The organism is Streptomyces sp. NPDC096012, from assembly GCF_040426375.1.
In the GTDB taxonomy this organism is placed as follows: domain Bacteria; phylum Actinomycetota; class Actinomycetes; order Streptomycetales; family Streptomycetaceae; genus Streptomyces.
Map to the genome: position 1 here is coordinate 1 of NZ_JBEOTD010000067.1, position 22,786 is coordinate 22,786.

The following is a 22,786-nucleotide window of genomic DNA, read 5'->3' on the forward strand; positions in this document are numbered from 1 at the left end:
ACCCGCTCGAACAGCTCCCACAACTCGTCCGGCACCATGCGCTCGACCATCACCACGCGGGCAGACTACCCAGCTCTCCAAATGAGACGACGTCTTATGTGGCAGGCAGTTGATCACGGCTCAATACGCGGCCCAGCGCCGTGAGAAGCAGGTTTCGCCCCGGGATCCATGCCCCCTGCCCCGTTCTCCGAGCCGCTGGGCGCATGACCGTTTCCGGGAACTGAGGGAGAGCCGGGACGCCGACGCCCTCACGGAGTGGCGGTGCAACGCCGAGCACCGCGCGGCGCAACAGCGTGGGCAGGCCGAGTGGTACCAGAGCTACACGCTGCATGTGGCGAAAGTGGAGCGGAGTCACGGGTTCACGCGAGCCTAGGTCCCGCCGTGCCCGTGCGCCCGCTGCCCCTTGTGGCCGGACGGCCGGTGGCTTAGCCTTCTCGTCCAGAGTTGGAAAATCAGTCCAAGGGGGCGCGCGTGGGCGATCCGGGGGCCGGCGTGCTGCCGGGGCGGCAAGGTGGGTCCGCCTGCACGGGCGAGGACGAACACCTCGTCCGGGAAGCGGAGAAGATCGCCGTCGCCCTGGGCCGTATGTTCCCGGGGCTGTGTGAGGTGGTGCTGCACGACCTGCGGCGCCCGGAGCATGCGATCCGGGTGATCGAGAACAACCTGTCGGACCGTCAGATCGGTGACTCGGCAACGGAGTTGGGGCTCGCCCGGATCGCCGACCCCGCCTACCCCGGTGTCATCCAGAACTACCCCAACCGTTTTCCCGACGGCCGCCCGGCGAAGAGCACGTCCATCGGCATCAAGAACGCCGCCGGGGAGTACATAGCGGCGCTCTGCCTGAACCTCGACATCTCCGTGCTGTCCCCCGTCACACTGACCTTGTCGAACCTCGTGGCCACGGATTCCGAGCACCGCGACCGGCCGCTGGAGACGCTGCGGGACCGCACCGCCCGGGAGCTGCGCGAGGTGGTGGAGGAGTGGTGCGCCCGACGGGCCGCCACTCCCCGTTCGCTGAGCCGGGAGGACAAGAAGGCGCTCGTCCGGCAGCTCCGCCGGGACGGCTACTTCGACTCGCGCGAAGCGGCGCGGACCATCGCGGATCTGCTCGGCGTCTCCCGGGCGACGGTCTACAACTACGCGAAGTGAAGCAGCGAAACACCGGAGAGCCGAAAGAGGATTCCACCATGGCCGCCGCCCTGCCCGTAACGTTCGACGACGTCCGTGAGGCCGCCGCGCGCCTCGAAGGTGTCGCCCACCGCACCCCCGTCCTCACCTCCCGCACCCTGAACGCCCGTGTCGGCGCCGAGGTGTTCATCAAGTGCGAGAACTTCCAGCGCGTCGGGGCCTTCAAGATCCGCGGTGCCTACAACGCGGCCGCCCGGCTCTCCCCGGAGCAGCTCGCCAAGGGCATCGCCGCCTACTCCTCCGGCAACCACGCCCAGGCCACCGCGCTGGCCGCCCGCGAACTCGGCACCACCGCGGTGATCCTGATGCCCGAGGACGCCCCCCGCTCCAAGAGGGAGGCCACCGCCGGGTACGGGGCCGAGATCGTCACCTACGACCGCTACACCCAGGACCGCACCGCGCTCGGCGAGGCGCTGGCCGAGGACCGCGGTCTGGCCCTCATCCCGCCCTACGACCATCCCCACGTCATCGCCGGCCAGGGCACCGCCGCACTCGAACTCCTCGCGGAGACGGGGCCGTTGGACGCGCTCGTCGTACCCGTGGGCGGTGGCGGGCTCATCGCGGGCAGTGCCGTCACGGCCAAGGCGCTGCAGCCCGGCATGCGGATCATCGGCGTGGAGCCCGAAGCCGGCGACGACACCAAGCGCTCGCTGGAAAGCGGTGCGCGCGTCACCGTGCCGGTTCCGCGCACCATCGCCGACGGGCAGGCCCTGTCCACCCCGGGCGAGATCACCTTCGAGATCAACCAGCGCCTCGTGGACGCCGTCACCCTGGTCAGTGACGCGGAGATCATCAGCGCCATGCGCTTCGCCTTCGAGCGCCTGAAGATCGTCCTCGAACCGAGCGGCGCCACGAGTCTCGCAGCGCTCCTGGCGGGCCGCCTCGACCTGCCGGCCCGCATCGGCGTCATCGCCTCCGGCGGCAACATCGACACCGAGCGGTTCGCTCAACTCGTCGGCGGCTGACCGGCCGTGCCGTGGCGCCGACCGGCGCGACCGGTTCCGCGGCCTCGTGGCGTCTCCGTGACAACCGACGAGCACGGCGCTTCTACGAGCAGGCCGGCTGACAAGCCGACGCGGTGCGGCCGAGACGACGTCTGCGACGAGATCACGCTCACGGATCTTCGCTACCAGCGTGCGCTCTGATCCCAGCGACCATGGTGCGTCCTGGTCAGTGAGAAGACCGCTGTCCTCCGACCCAGCGGTCGGTGCGAAGTTCGCCGGCACGGCCCTGCCATGACTCGGCATCGGTTCGCTCCGGTTCCAGCTCGCCGTGGCCGGCGCCTGGGCGGGATCGCCGGTGTCCCCGGCGCCTGCGCGGGAGCCGTTGTCAGTGGCCCCCCTTACGGTTCGAGCAGTGAGGACCTGCGGGAACCGCCGCGGGTCCGTCCTGGGGAGGGGTCTGCCATGTCCACGGCGTCCGCGGTGTCGACGACGTATCTGGAGCTGTCGCAGGAGGGCGGCGGCGCCCACAAGTTCTACGAGATCACCGTCGACGGCCAGATGGTGACGGTGCGGTACGGGCGGATCGGCGCGGCGGGGCAGACCCAGACGACGACGTTCCCGACCGTGGAGAAGGCGCGGGCCGCCGCCGCGAGGAAAGTGGGGGAGAAGGTCCGCAGGGGATACGCCCCGGCCGTCCGGGGGCAGCGGGCCCCGCGCGCGGTGACCCGCCGTCAGGTCAGCTCGGCCCCGTCCACCGCGCGGGCCGTCGCACCCGTGCTGTGGCGGTTCCGCACCGGCTCCGCCGCGTTCGGCATCCACGTCGACGACGAGCGCTGCTGGGTGGGCAACCAGGCGGGTGACGTCTACACCCTGGACCACGAGGGCGCCGTGCTGGCCCGGTTCAGCCTGCCGGACGGGGTGAAGTGCCTGGTCGCCGACGACTTCTGGATCTACGCCGGCTGCGACGACGGCAAGGTCTACGACCTCTCCGCCAAACTGCCCTTCGCGGCCTACGACATAGCCGCCGCCGTCGACATCTTCTGGCTCGACATCCACGAGGGCGTCCTGAACGTCTCGGACCGCGACGGCAGGCTCACCGTCATCGACCACGAGGACGAGCACCAGTGGTCCCGCCGCAGCCGGGGCGAGCACGCCTGGATGGTCCGCGCCGACGACCGGGCCGTCTACCACGGCCACCAGGCGGGCGTCACCGCCTACGCCCCGGACGGGGGCGGCGAGTTGTGGCACACGTCCACCCGTGGCGGTGTGCTCTTCGGCTGGCAGGAGGACTCCGCCGTGTACGCGGGCACCGCGCGCCACACGGTGCAGCGGCTGTCGAAGGCGACCGGCGTGATCGAGGCGACCTACGCCTGCGACAGCGCGGTGTACTCGTGCGCCACCTCACCGGGCGGGCGGTTCGTCTTCGCCGGTGACGCGGCCTCGTCCGTGTACTGCTTCGACCAGGACGGCAGGCGTCTGTGGAAGCTCGGCACGGGCGGCGGCTCGGCGCTGTCGATGCAGTACCGCGACGAGCGCCTGTACCTGGTGACCACGGACGGCTCCCTGGTGTGCGTGGACGCGAGCGAGGCGGCCGTCTCGGCGGCCCAGCAGGGCACGGTGCCGGTCGTGCGGGACGTGAAGCTCGCGGCCGCCCTGCCGGCCTACGCGCCTGCCACGGCCGCTTCCGCGGTGGCCGCCGTCGCCCACGCTCCGGCCGGCGCGATCGTGGTCGAGTGCGTCCAGGAGCCGGGTGGCCGCCTGCGCGTGCACGTGGTCTCCGAGGGCTACGAGTCCTCCTGGAACGTCCAGTTCCCGCGAGCGATACGCGAGCCCGGCGCACGGTACGTCGTGGACGCCCTGCACCCGGCGTCGGGCGGCTTCTACCGCGTCCGCGGCGACATCCGCCGCCTGCTGTGACGGCACCCCGGCCTCAGGACCGAGCGGTCGCCGCCCGGTCCAGTGCCTCCCGCGCGGCGGCGAGCACCTCGGCCCGGTCGTGCGGGACCAGGCCGATGCGGGTGCGCCGGTCCAGGAGGTCCGACTCGTCCAGGGCGCCCTCGTGCAGGACCGCCCACAGCAGTTCGGCGCGGGTGACCGGATGGCCCGGCAGCACCGGCCGCGCCAGCGCGGGGTCGTGCGCCGCGAGCGCGTGCACCGCCGGGGCCTCGGTGCCGTAGCGGCGGATCAGGCGGTGCGGCGCGGGCAGCGTGCGCAGCGCTTCCGGTGCGGCGGCGCCGACCAGCGGCAGCGCGGCGGTGGGGGAGGGGGCGGTGCTCAGGCCCCGCGCCCCGGCCGCCGCGTCGACCGCGTCCTGTGCCATCCGCCGGTAGGTGGTGAGCTTGCCCCCGACGACCGTCGTGACGCCGTCCGGTGAGGTCAGCACCGCGTGCCGGCGGGAGATGTCGGAGGTGCGGGGCGCCGCGCCCGCGGTGCTCCCGGGCGCGGACGTGTCCAGCAGGGGTCGCAGCCCCGCGAAGGAGCCGACGACCTCGTCCCGGGTGACCGGCGCGTCCAGGACCGAGCCGAGCACGTCCAGCAGGAAACCGATGTCGGTCTCGGGGACCTCCGGCACGTCGGGTATCCCGCCCTCGACCGGCTCGTCGGTCAGGCCGACGTAGACCCGGCCGTCGCCCTGCGGCAGCACCAGCACGAAGCGGTTGGTCTCCCCGGGGATCGGTATGTGCAGACCGGCGGGCAGGGCGCCGAGCCGCTCCGAGCGCAGCACCAGATGGGTGCCGCGGGAGGGCCGTATCCGGACGTCGTCGACGAGGCCGCCCGCCCACACCCCGGCGGCGTTGATCACGGCCCGGGCCCTGATCTCCCCCTCCTCGCCGGTGAGTTCGTCGCGGACACGGGCGCCGGTCCCGGTCAGCTCCAGCACCCGGACCCGGGTCAGCACCCGCGCGCCGTGCGAGGCGGCCGTCCGGGCGAGGGCGGTCACCAGCCGGGCGTCGTCGGTCACCTTGCCGTCCCAGGACAGCAGTCCGCCGCGCAGGCCGGCCGCGCGCACCGCCGGCGCCAGGTGCCGCGCCTCCGTCGCCGACAGGCGGCGCGGGGCGGGCAGCACCTGCCGCGGCGTCCGGGCCGCCAGCCGCAGCATGTCACCGGCCCGGAACCCGGCCCACGCGAGCGAGGCCTGGGCCCTGGACACCCACGGGGTCAGCGGCAGGACGAACGGCTGGGCGCCCACCAGGTGCGGTGCCGTGCGGGTCATCAGCACCCCGCGTTCGACCGCGCTCTCGTGGGCCACGTCGAACTGCGCCGAGGCCAGGTAGCGCAGCCCGCCGTGGATCAGCTTCGAGCTCCAGCGGGAGGTGCCGAAGGCCAGGTCGTGGGCGTCCACCGCGACGACGTCCAGGCCGCGGGCTGCCGCGTCCAGGGCGGCCCCGGCCCCGGTGGCGCCGAGCCCGACGACCAGGACGTCGGCGATCCCGCCGTCCGCCGCCTCGGCCAGTTCGCGGGCGCGCCGGGCCGCGCCGAGGGACGATCCGGGTGCGGCCTCGTTGCGGCTCATGGCGTCAGGATCCTCTCCAGGAGGGAGTGCAACTCGCCGAGGAAGGCGGCGGAGTCCAGCTCCGGATCGTCCTCGTCGGTCATCGTGCGCAGGGACAGGGTGAAGGACTGCACGGTCAGCAGCAGGGCGCGGGCCTGTCGTTCGGTGTGGCCGGGGCGTACGGACCCGTCCGCGTGCCCCTCGCGCAGCGCATCGGCCAGCAGGGCGAGCAGCGCCTCCTGGCTGGCTCCGCGGCGGTCCAGGACGTAGGGGAGCAGCAGTTCCGGGTCGACGTCGACGATCTTGCGGAAGAGCGGGTGCGCGCGGAACGCCTCGACCCCGGCCGCCAGTCCGTCGACGATCCGGGCGCGGGTGCTGGTACCGGGCGCGGGTTCGGGGATCGCGCGGGAGGCCACGTCGATCCACTCGCGGGTCATCAGGTCGCCGACCAGGGTCCGCAGGTCCGGCCAGCGCCGGTACAGCGTCATCCGGGAGACGCCGGCGCGGCGTGCCACGTCGGCGAGGGTGGTGCGGCGCACCCCGACGGCCAGGACGCAGTCGCGCACCGCGTCGAGCACATGATCACTGTCCGAACCGTTGTGACGAATAGGCGTCATGTGTCACAGTGTAACGCGCCGGGCGCCGGGCGGAAGCCGGGACCGCCCGCACCGCCCGGGGCACGACCGCGGAGCCGCCGCGCGAACCGAGCACACCGATCTGTGAGGACGACCGTTCAATGGACATGCTGTGGAACGGCTGGGGCGACCCCGCCAAGGCGGCACCGCTGCCCGGCACGGTGGCGGGACTGCTGCGCGACCTGCTGGGTGTCAAGCCGCGCACCGGCCCCGCGCTCACCCTCGAGGACATCAGCCCGCCCGCCCCGACGGTCGACCCCGCCGCACTGAAGGCGCTGGCCGAGGCCGTCGGCGGCGAGCAGCACGTCCGCACGGACGGGGAGAGCCGCATCCGGCACACCCGCGGCAAGTCCACCCCGGACCTGCTGCGACTGCGCGCCGGCGACCTCTGCGCCGTCCCCCAGGCCGTGGTCCTGCCGGCCACCCACGACGAGGTCCTCGCCGTGCTGCGCGCCTGCCGCACACACGGCCTGGCCGTGGTCCCCTTCGGCGGCGGCACGTCGGTCGTGGGCGGACTCGCCCCCGAGCGCGGTGACTTCGTCGCCCTCGACCTGCGCCGCCTGAGCGGCCTGCTGGACCTGGATCCCGTCTCGCGCACCGCCGTACTCCAGCCCGGCCTGCGCGCCCCCGAGGCAGAGGCCCTGCTCGCGGAACACGGCTTCACCCTCGGCCACTTCCCGCAGTCCTTCGAATGGGCCACCATCGGGGGCTTCGCCGCCGCCCGCTCCAGCGGGCAGGCCTCCGCCGGATACGGCCGCTTCGACGAGATGGTGCTCGGCCTGACCCTCGCCACCCCCGAGGGCACCATCGAGACCGGCCGCGCCCCACGCTCGGCCGCCGGACCCGACCTGCGCCAGCTGATCCTCGGCTCGGAGGGCGCCTTCGGCGTCATCACCTCCGTGACCGTCCGGATCCGCCCGGTGCCGCAGGCGCGGGTCTACGAGGGCTGGCGGTTCGGCTCGTTCGAGGAAGGCGCCGCCGCACTGCGCACACTCGCCCAGGACGGGCCCCGGCCGACCGTACTGCGCCTGTCCGACGAGACCGAGACTCTGATCGGCCTGGCCCAACCGGACGCGATCGGCGCCGGCTTGACGCAGGGGGGCGCCGGCTGCCTGGCGATCGCCGGTTACGAGGGCACCGCGGAGGACACCGCGCAGCGCCGCGAGCAGGCCGCGGCCGTCCTGACCGCCTGCGGCGGCACCCCCGCCGGAACCGAACCGGGCGAACGCTGGGCCCGCGGCCGTTACTCCGCGCCGTACCTACGCGACGCCCTGCTCGACGCGGGCGCGTTCGCCGAGACCCTGGAGACCGCGGCCTTCTGGTCCCGCATCCCCGAGCTGTACACGGCCGTACGCACCGCGCTCACCGACACCCTCACCGAGGCCGGCACCCCGCCGCTGGTGATGTGCCACATCTCCCACGTGTACGAGAACGGCGCCTCGCTCTACTTCACCGTCGTCAGCGCCCAGGGCGAGGACCCGGTGGCCCACTGGACGCCCGCCAAGGAGGCGGCCAACGAGGCCGTACTGGCGTCCGGCGGTACCATCTCCCACCACCACGGGGTCGGCACCGACCACCGCGACTGGTACGTCCGCGAAGCCGGCCCGCTCGGTGTCTCCGCGCTGCGCGCCGTCAAACGCCGGCTGGACCCGGACGGCCTGCTCAACCCCGGCGTCCTGCTGCCCACCGACTGACCCCACCAGATCCGCCTGCCCCGGAGGCACACCGATGCGACAGTTCACCGCCGTGGTCAACCCCACCGCGGGCGGCTCCACCGGGGCGGCGACGCTGCTCCAGCTGGGCCGTCTGCTCCGCGAGGCCGGGGCGGAGCTGGAGACGGAGTACAGCCGCAGCCTCGCCCACGCCCAGGACATCGCGCTCCGGGCCGGCGAGCGCGGCCGGATCGTCCTGGCCGTCGGCGGCGACGGCATCGCCGGCGGCATCGGCGGCGCGCTCAGCGGCACCGGAACGGTCCTCGGCCTGGTACCCGCCGGCCGCGGCAACGACTTCGCCCGCGCCCTCGACCTGCCGTCCGACCCGGCCGCGCTCGCCCGCGTCCTGCTGCACGCCGAGCCCAGGGCGGTCGACACCATCGAGGTGGAGTCCGCCGTCCACCGGCGCACCGTGGTCCTGGGCAGCGTCTACGCCGGGGTGGACGCGGAGGCCAACCGGTACGCCAACCAGGCCCGGCTGCTGCGCGGCTCCGCCTCCTACTACGCGGGCGGCCTGCGTGCCGTCACCGCCTGGCGCCCGGCCGACTACCGCGTGACGGTCGACGGCGAGGTGCACACCCATCGCGGCTACACCGTCGTCGCCGCCAACTCCCCTTATTACGGTTCCGGGCGCCTGATCGCCCCCGGTGCACGGGTCGACGACGGCCTGCTCGACGTCGTGATGATCCGCGAGGCGCCGCGCCGCCTCTTCTTCACGCTCATGAACGAACTCAGGACGGGTGCCCACGTCCGGCGTCCCGAGGTGCGCGTCCTGCGCGGCAAGGAACTGCGGATCGAGGCCGGCCGGCCCGTGCCCTACGGCGCCGACGGCGAGGTGGAGGCCACCTTGCCGGTCACGCTGCGGGTGCGCCCGGCAGACCTGCCCGTGCTGTACTGACCACGCGCCGGGACTCCGGGCCCTCGTCGAAGGTGCGCCAGCGCTCGCCCCTGGGTAGGGGAAGGGAACCTGTCGGGTGATCAGGGGAGGACGGGCGGTCATGACGCCGGAACACGCCGTGGACGTGGTGCGGGCGGTCGTTCTGTACGACGGGCGGCTGCTGCTGGTGCGGGGCGACGGCGGCTGGCAACTGCCGTCGGGCGGACCGCAGCCGGCCGAGTCGGCGACGGCCACCGCCGCGCGCGTCGTCTACGAACTCACCGGATACCTCGTCGACGGCACGAGGGCCCTGGAACCGCACGGCGGCGCACGGCCCGACGGAGCGGCGGCGGTGGTGTGCCAACTGCTCAGCGAGGCACCGTCGGACGGAGCACGCCTCGCCCCGGAGGAGGTGCGCTGGACGCCGATCGCTCGGACCGCCGGCGCCACGCTGCCGCCGGCCGTGCGCACGTATCTGGAGGGCCACACACCGGTGTGAGCACGCGCCCGGCGGTCACCGGGCGGACTTCGGCAGCGTGCCCGCGCTTCCTCCTGTGTCCCGGCGGCCCCCGCAGGCGTGGCCCGCGTCCACCGCGCGCACGCCGGTCCGGGCGCCCGACCTGCTGATTCGGTAGCGCCGGGCCATGCCGACCCGGCTTCTCGATCCCGGTCACGGGCTGTCTCTTCCACGTGCCCACCGTCACCTTCCCCGGCGGCCTTCCCGACGCGCCCCGGCCGTGAGCCCGCGCTCCGACCAGGGCCCCGGGCCTCCGCTTGCGAGGCACTGGGCGCCGGGGTTCAGTGAGGTACGGACCCCCTCGCGGACTTCCTCGCACCAGGAGCTGTCATGTCGATGTCGTTCGGTGCTCCGTACGGTTCCCAGGATCCGTTCAATGAGCTGTTCAATCGCTTCTTCGGCATGTCACCGGCGTCCTCGCCACCCGCGGTGCAGCGTGTGCCCATCGGCCGGCTGCTGACGGAGTCGTCGCAGCAACTGCTCGACCTGGCCGCCCGGCGCGCCGTCGAGGACGGCGCGACCGATCTCGACACCGAACATCTGCTCTGGGCGGCCACCCAGGTCGAGCCCTCCCGCAGGCTGCTCATGCAGGTGGGCGTCGACCCCGACGAGCTCGCCTCCGAAATCGTCGAGGTCCTGCCGCGCGTGGCCGGCGAGCCGTCCGCGCAACCCGGCCTGACCCCGGCGGCCAAGCGCACCCTGGGCGCCGCCTACGCACGGTCGCAGGCCGCCGGTGTGTCCTACATCGGGCCCGAGCACATCCTGGGCGCGCTCCTCGGTGACAGCGACACGGCAGCCGCCCGGCTGCTGCAGGCCCACGGAGTGGACACACAGCGCATCGCCGCCCTGGCCGAACAGACGGCCCGCGGCGACACACCCGCGGCGGAGCGCAAGACGCCGGCCACGACACTGGACGAGTTCGGGCGGGATCTGACCGAGGAAGCGAGGGCGGGCAGACTCGACCCGGTGGTCGGGCGGTCCGACGAGATCGAGCAGACCGTCGAGATCCTGTCCCGGCGCACCAAGAACAACCCCGTCCTCATCGGCGAACCGGGCGTCGGCAAGACCGCCATCGTGGAGGGGCTGGCCCAGCGCATCGTGGCGGGCGAAGTGCCCGAGAGCCTGAAGAACAAGCGGGTCGTCGTCCTGGACCTGTCCGGCATGGTGGCCGGGGCGCAGTACCGCGGACAGTTCGAGGAACGGCTGAAGAAGGTCATCGAGGACGTCCAGGCGGCCAGCGGCCGGATCATCCTGTTCATCGACGAACTGCACACCGTCGTCGGCGCCGGCGCGACCGGCGAGGGTGCCATGGACGCGGGCAACATGCTCAAGCCCGCACTCGCACGCGGCGAACTGCAGGTCGTGGGCGCCACGACCATCGACGAGTATCGCAAGTACATCGAGAAGGACGCCGCCCTGGAGCGCCGGTTCCAGCTCGTGATGGTCCCGGAGCCCACCGTCGAGGAGACGGTGCAGATCCTGGAGGGCCTGCGCGACGCCTACGAGGCGCACCACCAGGTCCGCTTCGAGGACGCCGCGTTGGTGGCCGCCGCCGAACTGTCCGACCGGTACATCACCGACCGGTTCCTGCCCGACAAGGCGATCGACGTGCTGGACCAGGCGGGCGCCCGCGTGCGCCTGCGCAGTGCCGGCCGCTCCACCGAGATCGTCAGCCGCGAGGACCACATCGCCGAGCGCCGCCGGGAACTCGAACAGGCCGTGTCCGCCGAGGACTTCGAGAAGGCCTCGGCTCTGAAGCGGGAGATCGCCCAGCTGGAGGGCGAACTGGCCGGCATCGAGGAGCGCCGCGAGGGCGTCGTCTCCGTCACGGCCGCCGACATCGCGGACGTCGTGTCCCGCCGCACCGGCATCCCGGTCTCCCAACTCACCGCCAGCGAGAAGGAGAAGCTCCTCAGGCTCGAGGAGGAGATGCACGCGAGGATCGTCGGCCAGGACGAGGCCGTCACCGCGGTCGCCCAGGCCGTGCGCCGCAACCGGGCGGGCATGGGCGACCCCAACCGTCCCGTGGGGTCGTTCCTCTTCCTCGGCCCGACGGGCGTCGGCAAGACGGAACTCGCCAAGACCCTCGCCTCCCTCCTCTTCGGCGACGAGGACCGCATGATCCGCTTCGACATGAGCGAGTTCCAGGAGAAGCACACCGTCGCCCGCCTCGTCGGCGCCCCTCCCGGATACGTCGGCTACGAGGAAGCGGGCCAGCTCACCGAGAAGGTGCGCCGGCAGCCCTACAGCGTGGTGCTGTTCGACGAGGTGGAGAAGGCCCACCCGGACATCTTCAACACGCTGCTGCAGATCCTCGACGACGGCCGCCTGACCGACGCCCAGGGCCGTACGGTCGACTTCCGGCACTGCGTCATCATCATGACGTCCAACATCGGCGCGCACCGCATCCTCGACCACAAGGGCGATGTGTCCGAGCTCAAGGACGCCCTGATGGAGGAACTGCGGTCCCGGTTCCTGCCGGAGTTCCTCAACCGCATCGACGACATCATCATCTTCCACGCCCTGTCCGGGGACGACCTCGACCGGATCGCCGACCAGCTGCTGGAGCGGAGCAGGCGCAAGGTGCGCGCCCAGGGTCTGCACCTGGAGGTCACGGAGGCCGCCAAGAAGCTCCTCATCGCGCACGGACACCAGCCCGAGTTCGGCGCCCGGCCACTGCGCCGCACGATCCAGGCGGAACTCGACAACCGCATCGCCCTCCTGCTCCTCGGCGGCGAGGCCGACCCGGGGGACACGATCGTCGCCGACGTGGTGGGCGACTCGCTGCACTGCATCGTGCGCAAGGACAGCTCCGGCGAACGGCCTGAGGCCGCAGCGGCGACCGAGGCAGGCGGCGCCGCACGGACGGAGAGGTGAGCAGGGCCGACGAGGCGACGCGGGCGGGGAGTCCGGTAGGGCCGACGAGGGGGGCGCGGACGTCCAATCGGGGCGGATCGGGCAGGGCCGGCGGGGTGACGCGGGCGGGGAGTCCAGTAGGGCCGGCGAGGTGACGCGGACGTCGGGTTGGGCAGGGCCGGCGAGATGACGTGGGCGGGAATCGAGCAGGGCCGGCGAGGCGGCGCGGCCGGAGAGGCGAACCCGGTCACGCGAGGCGGGCGGGGCGGTCGGAGGACCGGCGCCGTCGACCGCCGCCAACTCTGCTGTGCGGCGACGCGGTTCACTCGCCCTCTGCGTCGTCCCCGATCGACACCACGACCGCGGAGGCGTGTCCGTCCGGTGTGTCGTAGTGCACCGAGTCGCCCGGACGGCGCCCGAGGAGGGCGCGGCCGAGCGGGCTGTCGGCGGTCACCAGCGTCTGGTCCAGCGCCTCCGCCGCCTCGCCGACCTGCAGCGTCTCCTGCGTACCGTCGGGAAAGCGGACCCTGACCGTGCTGCCGACGCCGACGACGTCGGTGGGAGCCGGTCCGGCATGCTCGGCCTGCCGCAGCCGGTCCGTGATGTCGCCGATCCGGCGGTTCAGGCGGTCCAGCTGGTCGGCGCGCTGCAACTCGTCGGCCTGATCCGCCTCGTCACCCGCGTCGGTGGTGTCCTGCAAGGTCCCGGCGACCAGCCGGCGCTCGTCGTCCAGGTCGGCCAGCTCCTGTTCCAGCGCGCGCCGCGCCTCGGCGCTGATCGGTTCGGGGTGACCGGTCATGTCTGCTCCTCCGAAGGGGACGGAACAGCCGGACGAAAATCATGAATCCGGCATTCCGCATCATGGTAGCCAGGTGTGCCCGTGCGAGCCGGACCGTCGGCGCGACCCTCCCGCTTTCGGCCGTCTCCGGTAGAGGTGCGGAACGTCCGGAGATACGGTGTTCGTGCCGCAGTTGCCCGGGTGTCGGGACGCTCCGCCGAGCCCGGATGTCCGTCGACCGTTCCCGCCGGGAGGTTCCCATGTCCTCGAAGCGACGCCGCAAGAAGAAGTCGCGCCGCAAGCACGCCGCGAATCACGGACGCCGACCCCAGTCCTGAGCGATCACCGCACGCCGTGCCCGTCTCCTGCGGCCGGCAGGGGGCTGGTACCCGCCCCGCCGGGCTGCCGGTCCCGGTGTTTCGTGCCCCGCCGCCCCCGGCGCCGGGGCACACCGGTGTCCGCACCGGGTGCGACGGCGGCCGCCCCGCGCCACCCGGGTCCCAGCGACGGACGACGCACATCTCAGGGGTGGAGCTTCTTCCGCTCGGCGAGCATGGCCACGAACTTCTCGATGCGGGCCGCCCGCGTCTCCGGCTTCCTGGCGTCCTGCACCCGGTAGAGGATCGCGTACCGGTTGTGACTGTCCAGGGTGGCGAAGAAGTCGCGGGCCTGCGGTGCCGCGTCCAGTGCCGCCCGCAGGTCGTCGGGGACCGTAGCCTCGCTCTGCGCCGCGTACGCGGCCTCCCACCGGCCGTCCGCCCTCGCCCGCTCCACCTCGCGCAGCCCGGCGGGGCGCATCCGACCCCGCTCGATCAGATCCGTGGCCTTCTCGCGGTTCACCTTCGACCACCTGCTGCCCGGTCGCCGCGGCGTGAAGCGCTGCAGCCAGGACCGCTCGTCCAGCTTCTTCTTCTGCCCGTCGATCCAGCCGTAGCACAGCGCCGACTCCAGAGCCTGCGCGTAGTCGACGCCGTCGAGTCCCGAGCCCTTCCGGGGAATGCGGAACCAGACCCCCGGCACGTCCGCGTGGTTCTCCTCCAGCCACTCCTCCCACGCGTCCCGCGTGGCGAGGAAGATGACCGGATCCGCCGCTTTCCGCGCGCCCTCTGACATGGCCCTCATTGAAAACCCACCCCCGAACCGGGTCAACCGTCCGGTCGAGGGCTTGAGGCGGTGCGGCGCGGATACCCGGGACGGTATGGCGAAGCTGCATCTTCCAGGGCACCGAAAGCACCGAGACGGCGACGCGGACCCGGCGGCACGCGTGCCGGCTCCCGAGGATGCCGGGCCCGACCGGCAGGTCGAGCGCGCGGCGCCGGACACCCCGGCGAAACTGCCCGGGCGGGCGTGGGTCGCGGTGCTCAAGGGATCGCTGCGCGAGTTCCAGGACGACGAGCTGACCGACCGGGCCGCGGCGCTCACCTACTACGGGGTACTCGCCCTGTTCCCGGCGCTGCTGGTGCTGGTCTCCCTGCTGGCCATGGCCGGCAGGTCCACCACCGACAGGCTGCTGGCCAACGTCCGGCAGCTGGCCCCGGGCTCCGCGCGCGACATCATCACCCGCTCCGTGGAGCAACTGCAGAACAGCGCGGGCGTGGGCTCCGTCATGGCCCTGGTCGGGATCGTGCTGGCGTTGTGGTCGGCCTCCGGGTACGTGGCGGCCTTCATCCGCGCCGCCAACGCCGTCTACGACATGCCCGAGGGCCGCCCGGTGTGGAAGATCCTCCCCGTGCGCCTCGGCGTCACAGTGGTGCTGATGGTGCTCGCCGTGGCCAGCGCGCTCATCGTGGTCTTCACCGGCGGCCTGGCCCGCCGGGCCGGACAGGCCCTCGGAATCGGCGACACGGCACTGACCGCCTGGTCGATCGCGAAGTGGCCGGTCCTGGTCGTCCTCATCACCGTGATGATCGCGATCCTGTACTGGGCCACCCCGAACGCCAAGGTCAAGGGCTTCAAGTGGATCACCCCGGGCAGTGTCATCGCCCTGCTGATCTGGATGGTCGCCTCCGGGGGCTTCGCGTTCTACGTCGCCAACTTCGCCTCCTACAACAAGACCTACGGCACCATGGCGGGCGTCATCGTCTTCCTGGTCTGGCTGTGGATCACCAACCTGGCGATCCTGCTGGGTCTGGAGTTCGACGCGGAGACGGTACGCCAGCGGGCCGTCGCCGGCGGGCATCCGCCCCAGGCCGAGCCCTACACCCAGCCGCGCGACACCAGGAAGTGGGACGAGGAGGACGTACGCCGACTGAACGGGACCTGACCGCGGCCGCGTACCCGGCCGGCACGGGATGAGCCAGGGGCACGGCGCGGGGTGAGCACACGCGCGTCCCGCCGGACGCCCACCCGGAGTGCGCCTCACCCGTCGAGCGCGGTGCCTCGTCCGCCGGGCGCGCCCTCCAGCTCCGGCACGGTCGCGCCGGCTCGCGTCGTGCCGAAGCGCTCGGCCTCCGGTCTGATGGCCTGGTCGGCGGCGGCGACCGGCGCACACGAGGTGCTTGGCCCGCCGACGAGGCCGACGACGCTGTCCGTGGTGCCGGCGACGGTGATGAGCGCACCGCCGTGTCACCACGCCACGTCGGCGATGCCATGGACATCGCCCGGCGCATCGGCGGGGGCCCCGGGTGGTGGACGCCCTCGGCCTGGGGGAGGGCGTCCCGCACGGCGTCGTCGCCCGTCCCGGCTCGCGGGGGCGCATGGCGTTCTCCTGTGAGCCCTGGACGCGCCCCCGCCTGTGCGAGAAGACTGCGACTCTCGGCGAGGCGGTGGCCGACACCCCGTCCGCCCGTGGCCCGACTCCTCAGGAAGGCAGGTCCGGCGCCGTGCTCTTGCGTCTGCCCACGTCAGTGTCCGAAGCGCGTGAGTGTCTGGCCGAGGGTGCCGTGCCGATCGGCGGGGCGACCCTCGTCTGGGCCACCTGGCAACGCGACGGTTTCCCGGAACGGGCCGTGTCCTTCCGCGAGTTGCCGGAGGCCAACGTCATCGAGCGGCAGACCCTGGGGTCCGCCGTCGTGCTGAGCCGGATCGACGGCCGGGTCCCCGACGTACTGCGTCTGGCGGCCGCCACGGTGGGCACCGGCGCCGTACGGCGGACGGCGACGGTCGGCGGCAACCTCGTGGGCAGCACGCTGCGCTGTCTGCTGCCCGCGGCGCTGGTCCTGCGTGCCCGGGCGAGGGTGCTGGAGTCCGACGGCGTCCACGAGACGGACCTGGCCGAGGTGGTGGCCAAGCGCCCCGTGCTGCTCAGCCTCCACTGGCGTACACCGGTCGCCTCCGCGTACCGCAAACTCCCCGCCGAGGCGGGCGGACCGCCGCCGCTCGTCGTCGCCTCGGCCCTGCACGCCGACGACGACACGGGTGAGCGGCTGCAGGTCGCCGTGCGGGACGGCTACGACGTGTACGGCGGCGGCACCGGTTGCGACACCGACGCCGGACAGGCCCTGCACGCCCTGCGGGAGACGCCGCTCGGTGACCTGCCGGCAGCCGCGTGGGAGGTCGTCGGCCCCCAGGTCACCGCTCTTCTCCAGGCGCGCGCCGGCTCCTGACACGAGGGCGGGCCGGCCGGCCCGCAGGGAGGCGAGTCGATGGGCCCGCCACCCGCTCCACCCGGGATCAGGGCAGCTTGACCGCCAGGACGTCCACGGGACGGATGTCCGGGGCCTCGCTGAGCATGGTGCCGGCGGCGTCCATGAGCGCGGCCGCGATCCTGCCCTGGAGGTGACTCTGCCGGCCCTGCTCGTCCTCGAAGGTGTCGAAGATGCCGAAGGTGGTGGGGCCCTGCCGGAACGCGAACCAGGTGATGGTGCCGTCCTCCTGCTGCGCGAGCTGCAACGCGTCACGCAGCAGTGCCTCGACCGCGTCGGCGTGTTCGGGCTTGGCCTCGATGCGGGCCAGCAGTCCGAGCTTCGTCATGATGCACTCCTGTGAGGTGTCAGTCGTGAAAGGTGCGGTGCCGGTACCGGGCACCGGATCTCGTCCGGACACCTGTGAATCTAAGCCGCCGGAGCCTGCCCACCCGGTGTCGGAAACGACGTGTTCGATATCGTTTCCGTCATGGACATAGCTGTGCTGGCCTACGACGGTGTCTTCGACTCCGGGCTGGCCGCCCTCCTCGATGTGCTGGACGGGGCGAACGCCCTGCGGGAGGAGCTGCCCGAGCCGCCACCCGCCCTGCGGGTCACCACGATCGGTTTCCGCAGGCGGGTCCGTACGGGCGCCGGGCACACGGTCGAGACCGCCCCGGTCGGCTCGGCGCACGACGCGGACCTGCTGCTGGTGCCCGCACTGGCCCAGCGGCGGCCCGACGCCCTGCTCGCCCATGTGTCGGGTCCGGCCGCAGCGCCCGTACGGCGTCTGGTCGCCGCGACGCGTGAACGCCGCACTCCCGTCGCATCCGCCTGCACGGGCACTTTTCTGCTGGCCGAGTCGGGAGTCCTCGACGGCCTGAACGCCACGACGAGTTGGTGGCTGGCGCCGTACTTCCGCAAGCGCTACCCGGCGGTGCAGCTGGACGAGACCCGCATGGTCACCAGCTCCGGGGGCGTGACCACCGCCGGCGCCGCCTTCGGGCACGTCGACCTGGCCCTCGCGATCGTGCGGATGACCAGCCCGGTCCTGGCCGAGCTGGTCGCCCGCCATCTGGTCGTCGACGAGCGGCCGTCGCAGGCGGCGTACACCATCTCGGCGGCACTCGCCCAGAGCGATCCGACGCTCGCGGCCTTCGAACGGTGGGCCCGTCTGCACCTGGACCGGCCGATCTCGATCGCCGAGGGCGCGCGGGCCCTCGGGATCAGCGAGCGCACGCTGCAGCGGGCCGTCCGCCGCACGCTGGGCACGTCGCCCGTCGGCTTCGTGCGGGACCTGCGCGTGGAGCGTGCCTCGCATCTGTTGCGGACGACGGACCTTCCGCTGGAGGTCATCGCGCGCAAGGTCGGCTACGAGCACGCGAACACGCTGCGGATCCTGTTGCGCGAACGCACGGGAGAGACGGCGAGGGGCCTGCGCGGGCGGTGACGCGAACAGTGGGGAGTGTGCCCGGGAGCCGGCCGGCGGCGGCTGCGCTCCGCCCGCCGTGTCGGCGGTCGTCCAGTGCCGGGGCCTCGTCAACCCCGCGCACGTCAGCCGGGTGTTCCGCGGCGCCTGGGGTCACTCGCCGCGCGAACGGCGCAGGACGCGCACGGCGGCGGTGCCCCCCCCGGCTCCGTACTGGACGGCAGCACCGCACCGGCCGTCGAGCGCACACCGTACGACGCCGACGGGGACCACTCCCGCGCGGCCTGACCCGTCTGGACCGCCGGCGGCGGTGAAGGTGCGGGCCCGGCGGCGGCCGCGGTCCGCCTGCCGGTGTCCGCGGGCTGGTCCGGGCATGCCGCCCGGCGGGAACCCCGCCTATCCGGCAGCGACGGGTTCCGCCCGGTCCGCACCGGCAGCCGTCGGCTCCTTCGAGCCGGGGACCGTGTAGAAGACGGAGGTGCCTTGCTTGGTGCGCTGCGCGGCGTTCCTGGCGACCAGGTTCTCCAGGGTGGTGCGTACGACCTTGGTCTGGATCTCCCGGTCTGGATGGGCCTTGACCAGCGCCTCCGCGACCTCCGCCGCCGAGCGGGGTTCGCTCTGTTCCCCCAGGTGACCGCGGACGAGTTCGACGAGCGTCGGCTGTGCCGCCTTGGTGGCCGTCTTCTTGGCCGCGGGCTTGGCCACCGCCTTCTTCGCGGCCCCCGTCCCGGCCCCGGCCTTCGCGGGGCCGGCCTTCTTGGTCTGCGCGTGTGTGGTCTCCGCCTTCGCGGGCTCGGACTTCTTGGCCGCGGGCTTGGTGGCTGCGGGCTTCGGGGGCTCGGGCTTGGTGGCTGCGGGCTTCGGGGGCTCGGGCTTGGTGGCTGCGGGCTTCGGGGGCTCGGGCTTCTTGGCCCCGGTCTTCTCGGCCGTCGCCGTCCGGCCCGCCCGGCGCTTGCCGGCCTCAGGTGCGGACTTCTTCCGCGGCGAGGGCACGACCGGGCTCTCGGGCTCGGCGACCGTGCCGACCGAGGCGGCGACGCCGAGCGCCTGCCGCATGCTCACCAGGATGGCGTGGTCGCGTTGCAGTGTCGCCAACTGTTCCTGCAGCCCGGCGATTTCCGCCGTGACGCGTTCCTGTTCCTTGACGTTCTGCTCCAGGTCGCCGGTCACCTGGTTGACATACTGCGAGGTCAACTCGGTGGCGGGGACGGTGCTTTCAGGCATGTGTCCTCCATTCGCAATCATGGTGCGTCCCCGTCGGCCCATTGCGGCGCACAGGGAGCGGGAGTGGGGTACTGGGTGCCCGGTACCCGGATCATACGGGCCGGTAGGCCTGTTTCCCCTTGGTTCAGCCCACAGAACCCTCGTCTTGGTTCAGTTCACCGGGCTTTCACCCCGGTCCTGCCGCGAACACGTCTCGCACATTCACTTGTATGTGTGTCCCGGCCGAGCGACCAGGGTGAACCTCGTCCACCCACACCGAACACATGTGGCACACCCCGGGCGATCCGTGTCGCGCATGTCCTCTCGGGGCCGGGTGGTCCGCGGTGGGGAACCAAGCCGACGGCGGTGGCGTCTGTCCCGTCAACCCCAAGATCGTGAAGAACGTCGACGGAGGAACCGATGCCCGGAACTGCCCCTCGCTACCTGTACCTGGCGCGGCACGGCGAAGCCTCGCCGGACGAGAGCCGTCTGACGGACACCGGCCGCCGTCAGGCGGAACTCCTGGGTGAACGGCTTCGCCGCAGCCCTCTCTCGGTCGTCCACCACGGCCCGTTGCCGCGTGCGGAGCAGACCGCGCGGCTGATCGGCGACCGGCTGGACGGCGTACCCCTGCACCGCTCGGAGGCGGCCGGTGACTACCTGCCCCACCTGCCGGCAAGGGAGGAACTTCCGCCGGAGTTCGCCGACGCCATGCTGAACAGGCTCGCCGGGTTCCCGGCCGAGGAACGCGAGAAGGGGCCCGCCCTGGCCCAGGAGGCGCTCGCCCGCTTCACGGGGCCGGTCAGCGGTGACCAACCCCGGCACGAACTGGTCGTGACGCACAACTTCCTCATCGCATGGCTCGTCCGAGACGCCATGGACGCACCGGCCTGGCGCTGGATGGGGCTGAACCACGGCAACGCCGCACTGACGGTCATCCGTTACGCGCCCGACCGTGCCGCCTCCGTGCTCTTCTACAACGACATGGCACACCTGCCCCCCGAGCTGCGCTGGACCGGGTTCCCGCCCGAGCTGACCGCGTGAGGACCCGAAGCGGGGGGTCAAGGTCAGGCGGGGACGGGGGAGTCGGCCTCCGCCGGCGGGGCGGGGCCGGACCCGGCGGCATCTTCGGCCGGTGATCGGGCACGAGGCAGGAGTCGCACGTCGCAACGACCGGCCCGCACGCCGGGTCACATACGATGTGAGGCCAAGTAATCCGTCAGACCGGCGCGTTCGACCCGTGCCGGTCGGGGTCGCCGATGCCAGGGACCGCTCCCCGGGCTGCGGTGATCTTCCTTTCCAGGAGGACCTTCCGCATGTTCCGACGAATAGGCAACACCGTCGTCCGACATCCCGTGTGGACGATAGTGGCCTGGCTCATCGCCGCCGTGGCGATCGTGGCCACCGCTCCGAGTCTGCCCTCGAACAGTGACGAGAGCAGCTTCCTGCCCAGAAGTTACGAGTCCATCAAAGCGGCGGATCTCCAGGAGAAGGCTTTCCCCAGCGCCTTCACACCGTCCGCGATCGCGCTGTACGCACGCACCGACGGCGGCAGGCTGACCGGCGCCGACAAGAAGGACGTCGCCCGGATCACCTCCGAACTGGGCCGCAAACACATCGACCAGGTGCAGAAGGTCGTCCCCGGCCAGCCGTCGAAGGACGGCAGGTACGCCCTGACCCTGGTGCAGATGGACAGCAGGAACGCGGGCCAGCCCAAACAGGTCGACGCGGCGAAAGTGCTGCGTGCGGACGTCAGGGAACTGGCCAAGGGCACGCATCTCGACGTCAAGCTCGGCGGCTCCGCCGCGCAGGCCCTCGACCAGGAGGACTCGTCCAAGCGAGGTCAGGCGCTGATCGGCATCGGCACGTTCGTCATCATCCTGGTGACGCTGCTGATCATCTTCCGGGCGCCGATCCTGGCCGTGCTGCCGCTGATCCTGATCGGCCTGGTGTCGGCCATCGCCAACGGGCTCATCGCGTACGCCACGAAACTCTTCGACCTCCAGGCCAACAGCTCGATCTCGTCGATCCTGATCGTCGTGCTGTTCGGCGTCGGCACGGACTACTTCCTCTTCCTGATGTTCCGTTACCGCGAACGGCTGCGCGCCGGTGACGAACCGAAGCAGGCCATGGTGAACGCGGTCGGCCGGGTCGGCGAGGCCATCGCCTCCGCCGCGGGCGCGGTCATCATCGCCTTCCTCGCGCTGGTGCTCTCCACGCTCGGCTTCCTCAAGCAGATGGGTCCCGCGCTCGCCATCGCCGTGGCCGTCACCCTGGTCGCGGGCCTGACCCTGATCCCGGCCGTGGTCTCCCTCATCGGGCCGAAGGTGTTCTGGCCCTCCAAGTCCTGGCAGAAGGAACCGGAGAACGCCCGCTTCGCCGCCCTCGGCCGCGGGGTGCAGCGCCGCCCGGCACTGACCGCCGTCCTGTCCGGACTGGTCCTGGTCGTGCTGTCGCTCGGCACCCTGGGCTTCAACGCCACCTTCGATCTCGCCTCGGGCTCCATGCCGAAGACGAAGGAGTCCATGGTCGTCCAGGACGAGATGCAGAAGGCGTACTCGGCGGGCGCCGCGGCACCCACCGACGTCTATCTCTCCAGCACCGACGGCAAGCCGCTGGACCAGGCCTCCTTCGGGGCCTACGCGAAGCGGCTGGGGTCCGTGGACGGAGTGGCGAACGCCCGTATGACCCAGGTGAACAAGGAGGGCACCACAGCGGACTTCACCGTCACGCTCAAGTACGAGGCGTCGACGGACGAGGCGATCGACGCGGTGGCCCGGGTGCGCGACGTCGCCCACTCCGGCGCCCCCGACGGCACCGAGGCCCTCGTCGGCGGCATGTCCTCGATCTTCAAGGACATCCACACCGCGGTCAACCACGACTACCGGACCGTCTTCCCCGTCGCCGCTCTGCTGATCATGGTCATCCTGGGACTGCTGCTGCGCAGCGTGGTCGCCCCCTGGTACCTCATCGCCTCGGTCGGCCTCGGCTTCGGTGCCACCCTCGGTGCCACGGTATGGATCTTCCAGGGGGCCCAGGGGCACTCGGGCCTGATGTTCATGCTCCCGGTGATCATGTATCTCTTCGTGGTAGCCATCGGCACCGACTACAACATCCTCATGATCGCCAGGCTGCGGGAGGAGGCCCGGGAGGGCCGCGATCCCCGCGAGGCGGCCGGCATGGCACTGCGGCACGCCGGACCGACCGTGGCGGCGGCCGGCTTCATCCTGGCGGCGACCTTCGCCACGATGATGCTCGCGGGCAACTCGCTGCTGACGGAGATGGGTTTCGCGGTCTCCTTCGGCATCGCCGTCGCCGCGTTCGTCATGTCGATGTTCTTCACCCCGAGCCTCACCGCGCTGATCGGCCACGCCGCATGGTGGCCGGGGCACGGTGACCGGATCCAGACGCCGACGGCCGATCCGGGTACCACCGCCGGCGGTTCCGGGCGGCCTCCCGGGGGCGACGACCTCGACTCGGCCGCCCACGGTCCGGCCGGGCGTCGCAGCTAGCGCCGGCGCTCCCGGGCCGTTCCGCCGGACCCCCTCCGGGCCCGGCGGAACGGCCCCGTCCCCCACCCCGGCCCCCCGG

The 22,786-nt window shown here is 72.4% G+C and carries 19 protein-coding genes and 1 pseudogene; 14 read left to right on the plus strand and 6 right to left on the minus strand.

What is annotated here, in order from left to right:
* Positions 1-232 precede the first annotated feature (232 nt).
* The 4 genes and pseudogenes from ABVB68_RS35230 to ABVB68_RS35245 form a co-directional block, all read left to right on the plus strand.
* Positions 233-373: pseudogene (locus ABVB68_RS35230) on the plus strand (antibiotic biosynthesis monooxygenase); the annotation flags it as partial.
* Between the two features lie 98 nt (positions 374-471).
* Complete coding sequence (locus tag ABVB68_RS35235; protein WP_503006530.1) at positions 472-1,149, plus strand: helix-turn-helix transcriptional regulator; 678 nt, start codon at positions 472-474, stop codon at positions 1,147-1,149.
* 38 nt (positions 1,150-1,187) lie between these two features.
* Positions 1,188-2,153, plus strand: coding sequence for a threo-3-hydroxy-L-aspartate ammonia-lyase (locus ABVB68_RS35240; protein WP_353605293.1), 966 nt, complete (start codon positions 1,188-1,190; stop codon positions 2,151-2,153).
* Positions 2,154-2,594: 441 nt separating this feature from the next.
* Positions 2,595-4,049 (plus strand): WGR domain-containing protein, encoded by a 1,455-nt coding sequence (locus tag ABVB68_RS35245; protein ID WP_353605294.1) that lies wholly within the window; start codon positions 2,595-2,597, stop codon positions 4,047-4,049.
* A 13-nt stretch (positions 4,050-4,062) separates the two neighbouring features.
* Here the strand turns inward: ABVB68_RS35245 and ABVB68_RS35250 are convergent, their stop codons facing one another.
* Both ABVB68_RS35250 and ABVB68_RS35255 read right to left on the minus strand, forming a co-directional pair.
* Complete coding sequence (locus tag ABVB68_RS35250) at positions 4,063-5,646, minus strand: glycerol-3-phosphate dehydrogenase/oxidase (protein WP_353605295.1); 1,584 nt, start codon at positions 5,644-5,646, stop codon at positions 4,063-4,065.
* Positions 5,643-6,242 carry a TetR/AcrR family transcriptional regulator gene (locus tag ABVB68_RS35255; RefSeq protein WP_353605296.1) on the minus strand — a complete coding sequence of 200 codons (600 nt, stop codon included), beginning with the start codon at positions 6,240-6,242 and terminating at the stop codon, positions 5,643-5,645. Before ABVB68_RS35255 ends, ABVB68_RS35250 begins: the two co-directional genes overlap by 4 nt.
* Positions 6,243-6,361: 119 nt before the next feature.
* Between ABVB68_RS35255 and ABVB68_RS35260 the strand changes: the two genes are divergently transcribed.
* The 4 genes from ABVB68_RS35260 to ABVB68_RS35275 all read left to right on the plus strand — a co-directional run bounded on the left by ABVB68_RS35260 (position 6,362) and on the right by ABVB68_RS35275 (position 12,243).
* Complete coding sequence (locus ABVB68_RS35260) at positions 6,362-7,954, plus strand: FAD-binding oxidoreductase (RefSeq protein ID WP_353605297.1); 1,593 nt, start codon at positions 6,362-6,364, stop codon at positions 7,952-7,954.
* A 34-nt stretch (positions 7,955-7,988) separates the two neighbouring features.
* Positions 7,989-8,870 (plus strand): diacylglycerol kinase family protein, encoded by an 882-nt coding sequence (locus ABVB68_RS35265; protein WP_353605298.1) that lies wholly within the window; start codon positions 7,989-7,991, stop codon positions 8,868-8,870.
* A 100-nt stretch (positions 8,871-8,970) separates the two neighbouring features.
* On the plus strand, positions 8,971-9,348 hold the full coding sequence (locus tag ABVB68_RS35270) for an NUDIX hydrolase (RefSeq protein ID WP_353605299.1): 378 nt from the start codon (positions 8,971-8,973) through the stop codon (positions 9,346-9,348).
* A gap of 348 nt (positions 9,349-9,696) precedes the next feature.
* Positions 9,697-12,243, plus strand: coding sequence for an ATP-dependent Clp protease ATP-binding subunit (locus tag ABVB68_RS35275; protein WP_353605300.1), 2,547 nt, complete (start codon positions 9,697-9,699; stop codon positions 12,241-12,243).
* Between the two features lie 301 nt (positions 12,244-12,544).
* Here ABVB68_RS35275 and ABVB68_RS35280 read toward each other — a convergent pair whose 3' ends face one another.
* Complete coding sequence (locus tag ABVB68_RS35280; RefSeq protein ID WP_353605301.1) at positions 12,545-13,021, minus strand: GreA/GreB family elongation factor; 477 nt, start codon at positions 13,019-13,021, stop codon at positions 12,545-12,547.
* A 239-nt stretch (positions 13,022-13,260) separates the two neighbouring features.
* Here ABVB68_RS35280 and ABVB68_RS37105 point away from each other — a divergent pair, with 239 nt between their 5' ends.
* The gene (locus tag ABVB68_RS37105) at positions 13,261-13,338 is read left to right on the plus strand and encodes a 50S ribosomal protein bL37 (protein ID WP_467258484.1); all 78 of its coding nucleotides are present in this window, start codon (positions 13,261-13,263) and stop codon (positions 13,336-13,338) included.
* Between the two features lie 184 nt (positions 13,339-13,522).
* Here the strand turns inward: ABVB68_RS37105 and ABVB68_RS35285 are convergent, their stop codons facing one another.
* Positions 13,523-14,113, minus strand: coding sequence for a YdeI/OmpD-associated family protein (locus ABVB68_RS35285; protein ID WP_353605302.1), 591 nt, complete (start codon positions 14,111-14,113; stop codon positions 13,523-13,525).
* 85 nt (positions 14,114-14,198) lie between these two features.
* On the opposite strand from ABVB68_RS35285, the gene ABVB68_RS35290 reads away from it, so the two are divergent.
* Both ABVB68_RS35290 and ABVB68_RS35300 read left to right on the plus strand, forming a co-directional pair.
* Positions 14,199-15,263, plus strand: a complete 1,065-nt coding sequence (locus tag ABVB68_RS35290) for a YihY/virulence factor BrkB family protein (RefSeq protein ID WP_353605303.1) — start codon at positions 14,199-14,201, stop codon at positions 15,261-15,263.
* A gap of 559 nt (positions 15,264-15,822) precedes the next feature.
* A complete protein-coding gene (locus ABVB68_RS35300; RefSeq protein ID WP_353605310.1) occupies positions 15,823-16,545 on the plus strand; it encodes an FAD binding domain-containing protein in 723 nt (240 codons plus the stop codon).
* Between the two features lie 67 nt (positions 16,546-16,612).
* Here the strand turns inward: ABVB68_RS35300 and ABVB68_RS35305 are convergent, their stop codons facing one another.
* Positions 16,613-16,912: a putative quinol monooxygenase gene (locus tag ABVB68_RS35305; protein ID WP_353605304.1), complete on the minus strand. Its 300-nt coding sequence runs from the start codon at positions 16,910-16,912 to the stop codon at positions 16,613-16,615.
* Between the two features lie 141 nt (positions 16,913-17,053).
* Between ABVB68_RS35305 and ABVB68_RS35310 the strand changes: the two genes are divergently transcribed.
* Positions 17,054-18,013 carry a GlxA family transcriptional regulator gene (locus ABVB68_RS35310; RefSeq protein ID WP_353605305.1) on the plus strand — a complete coding sequence of 320 codons (960 nt, stop codon included), beginning with the start codon at positions 17,054-17,056 and terminating at the stop codon, positions 18,011-18,013.
* Between the two features lie 375 nt (positions 18,014-18,388).
* Here ABVB68_RS35310 and ABVB68_RS35315 read toward each other — a convergent pair whose 3' ends face one another.
* Complete coding sequence (locus ABVB68_RS35315; protein ID WP_353605306.1) at positions 18,389-19,216, minus strand: hypothetical protein; 828 nt, start codon at positions 19,214-19,216, stop codon at positions 18,389-18,391.
* A 399-nt stretch (positions 19,217-19,615) separates the two neighbouring features.
* On the opposite strand from ABVB68_RS35315, the gene ABVB68_RS35320 reads away from it, so the two are divergent.
* Positions 19,616-20,239 (plus strand): histidine phosphatase family protein, encoded by a 624-nt coding sequence (locus ABVB68_RS35320; RefSeq protein WP_353605307.1) that lies wholly within the window; start codon positions 19,616-19,618, stop codon positions 20,237-20,239.
* 272 nt (positions 20,240-20,511) lie between these two features.
* Positions 20,512-22,707: an MMPL family transporter gene (locus ABVB68_RS35325; protein WP_353605308.1), complete on the plus strand. Its 2,196-nt coding sequence runs from the start codon at positions 20,512-20,514 to the stop codon at positions 22,705-22,707.
* Positions 22,708-22,786: the final 79 nt, after the last annotated feature.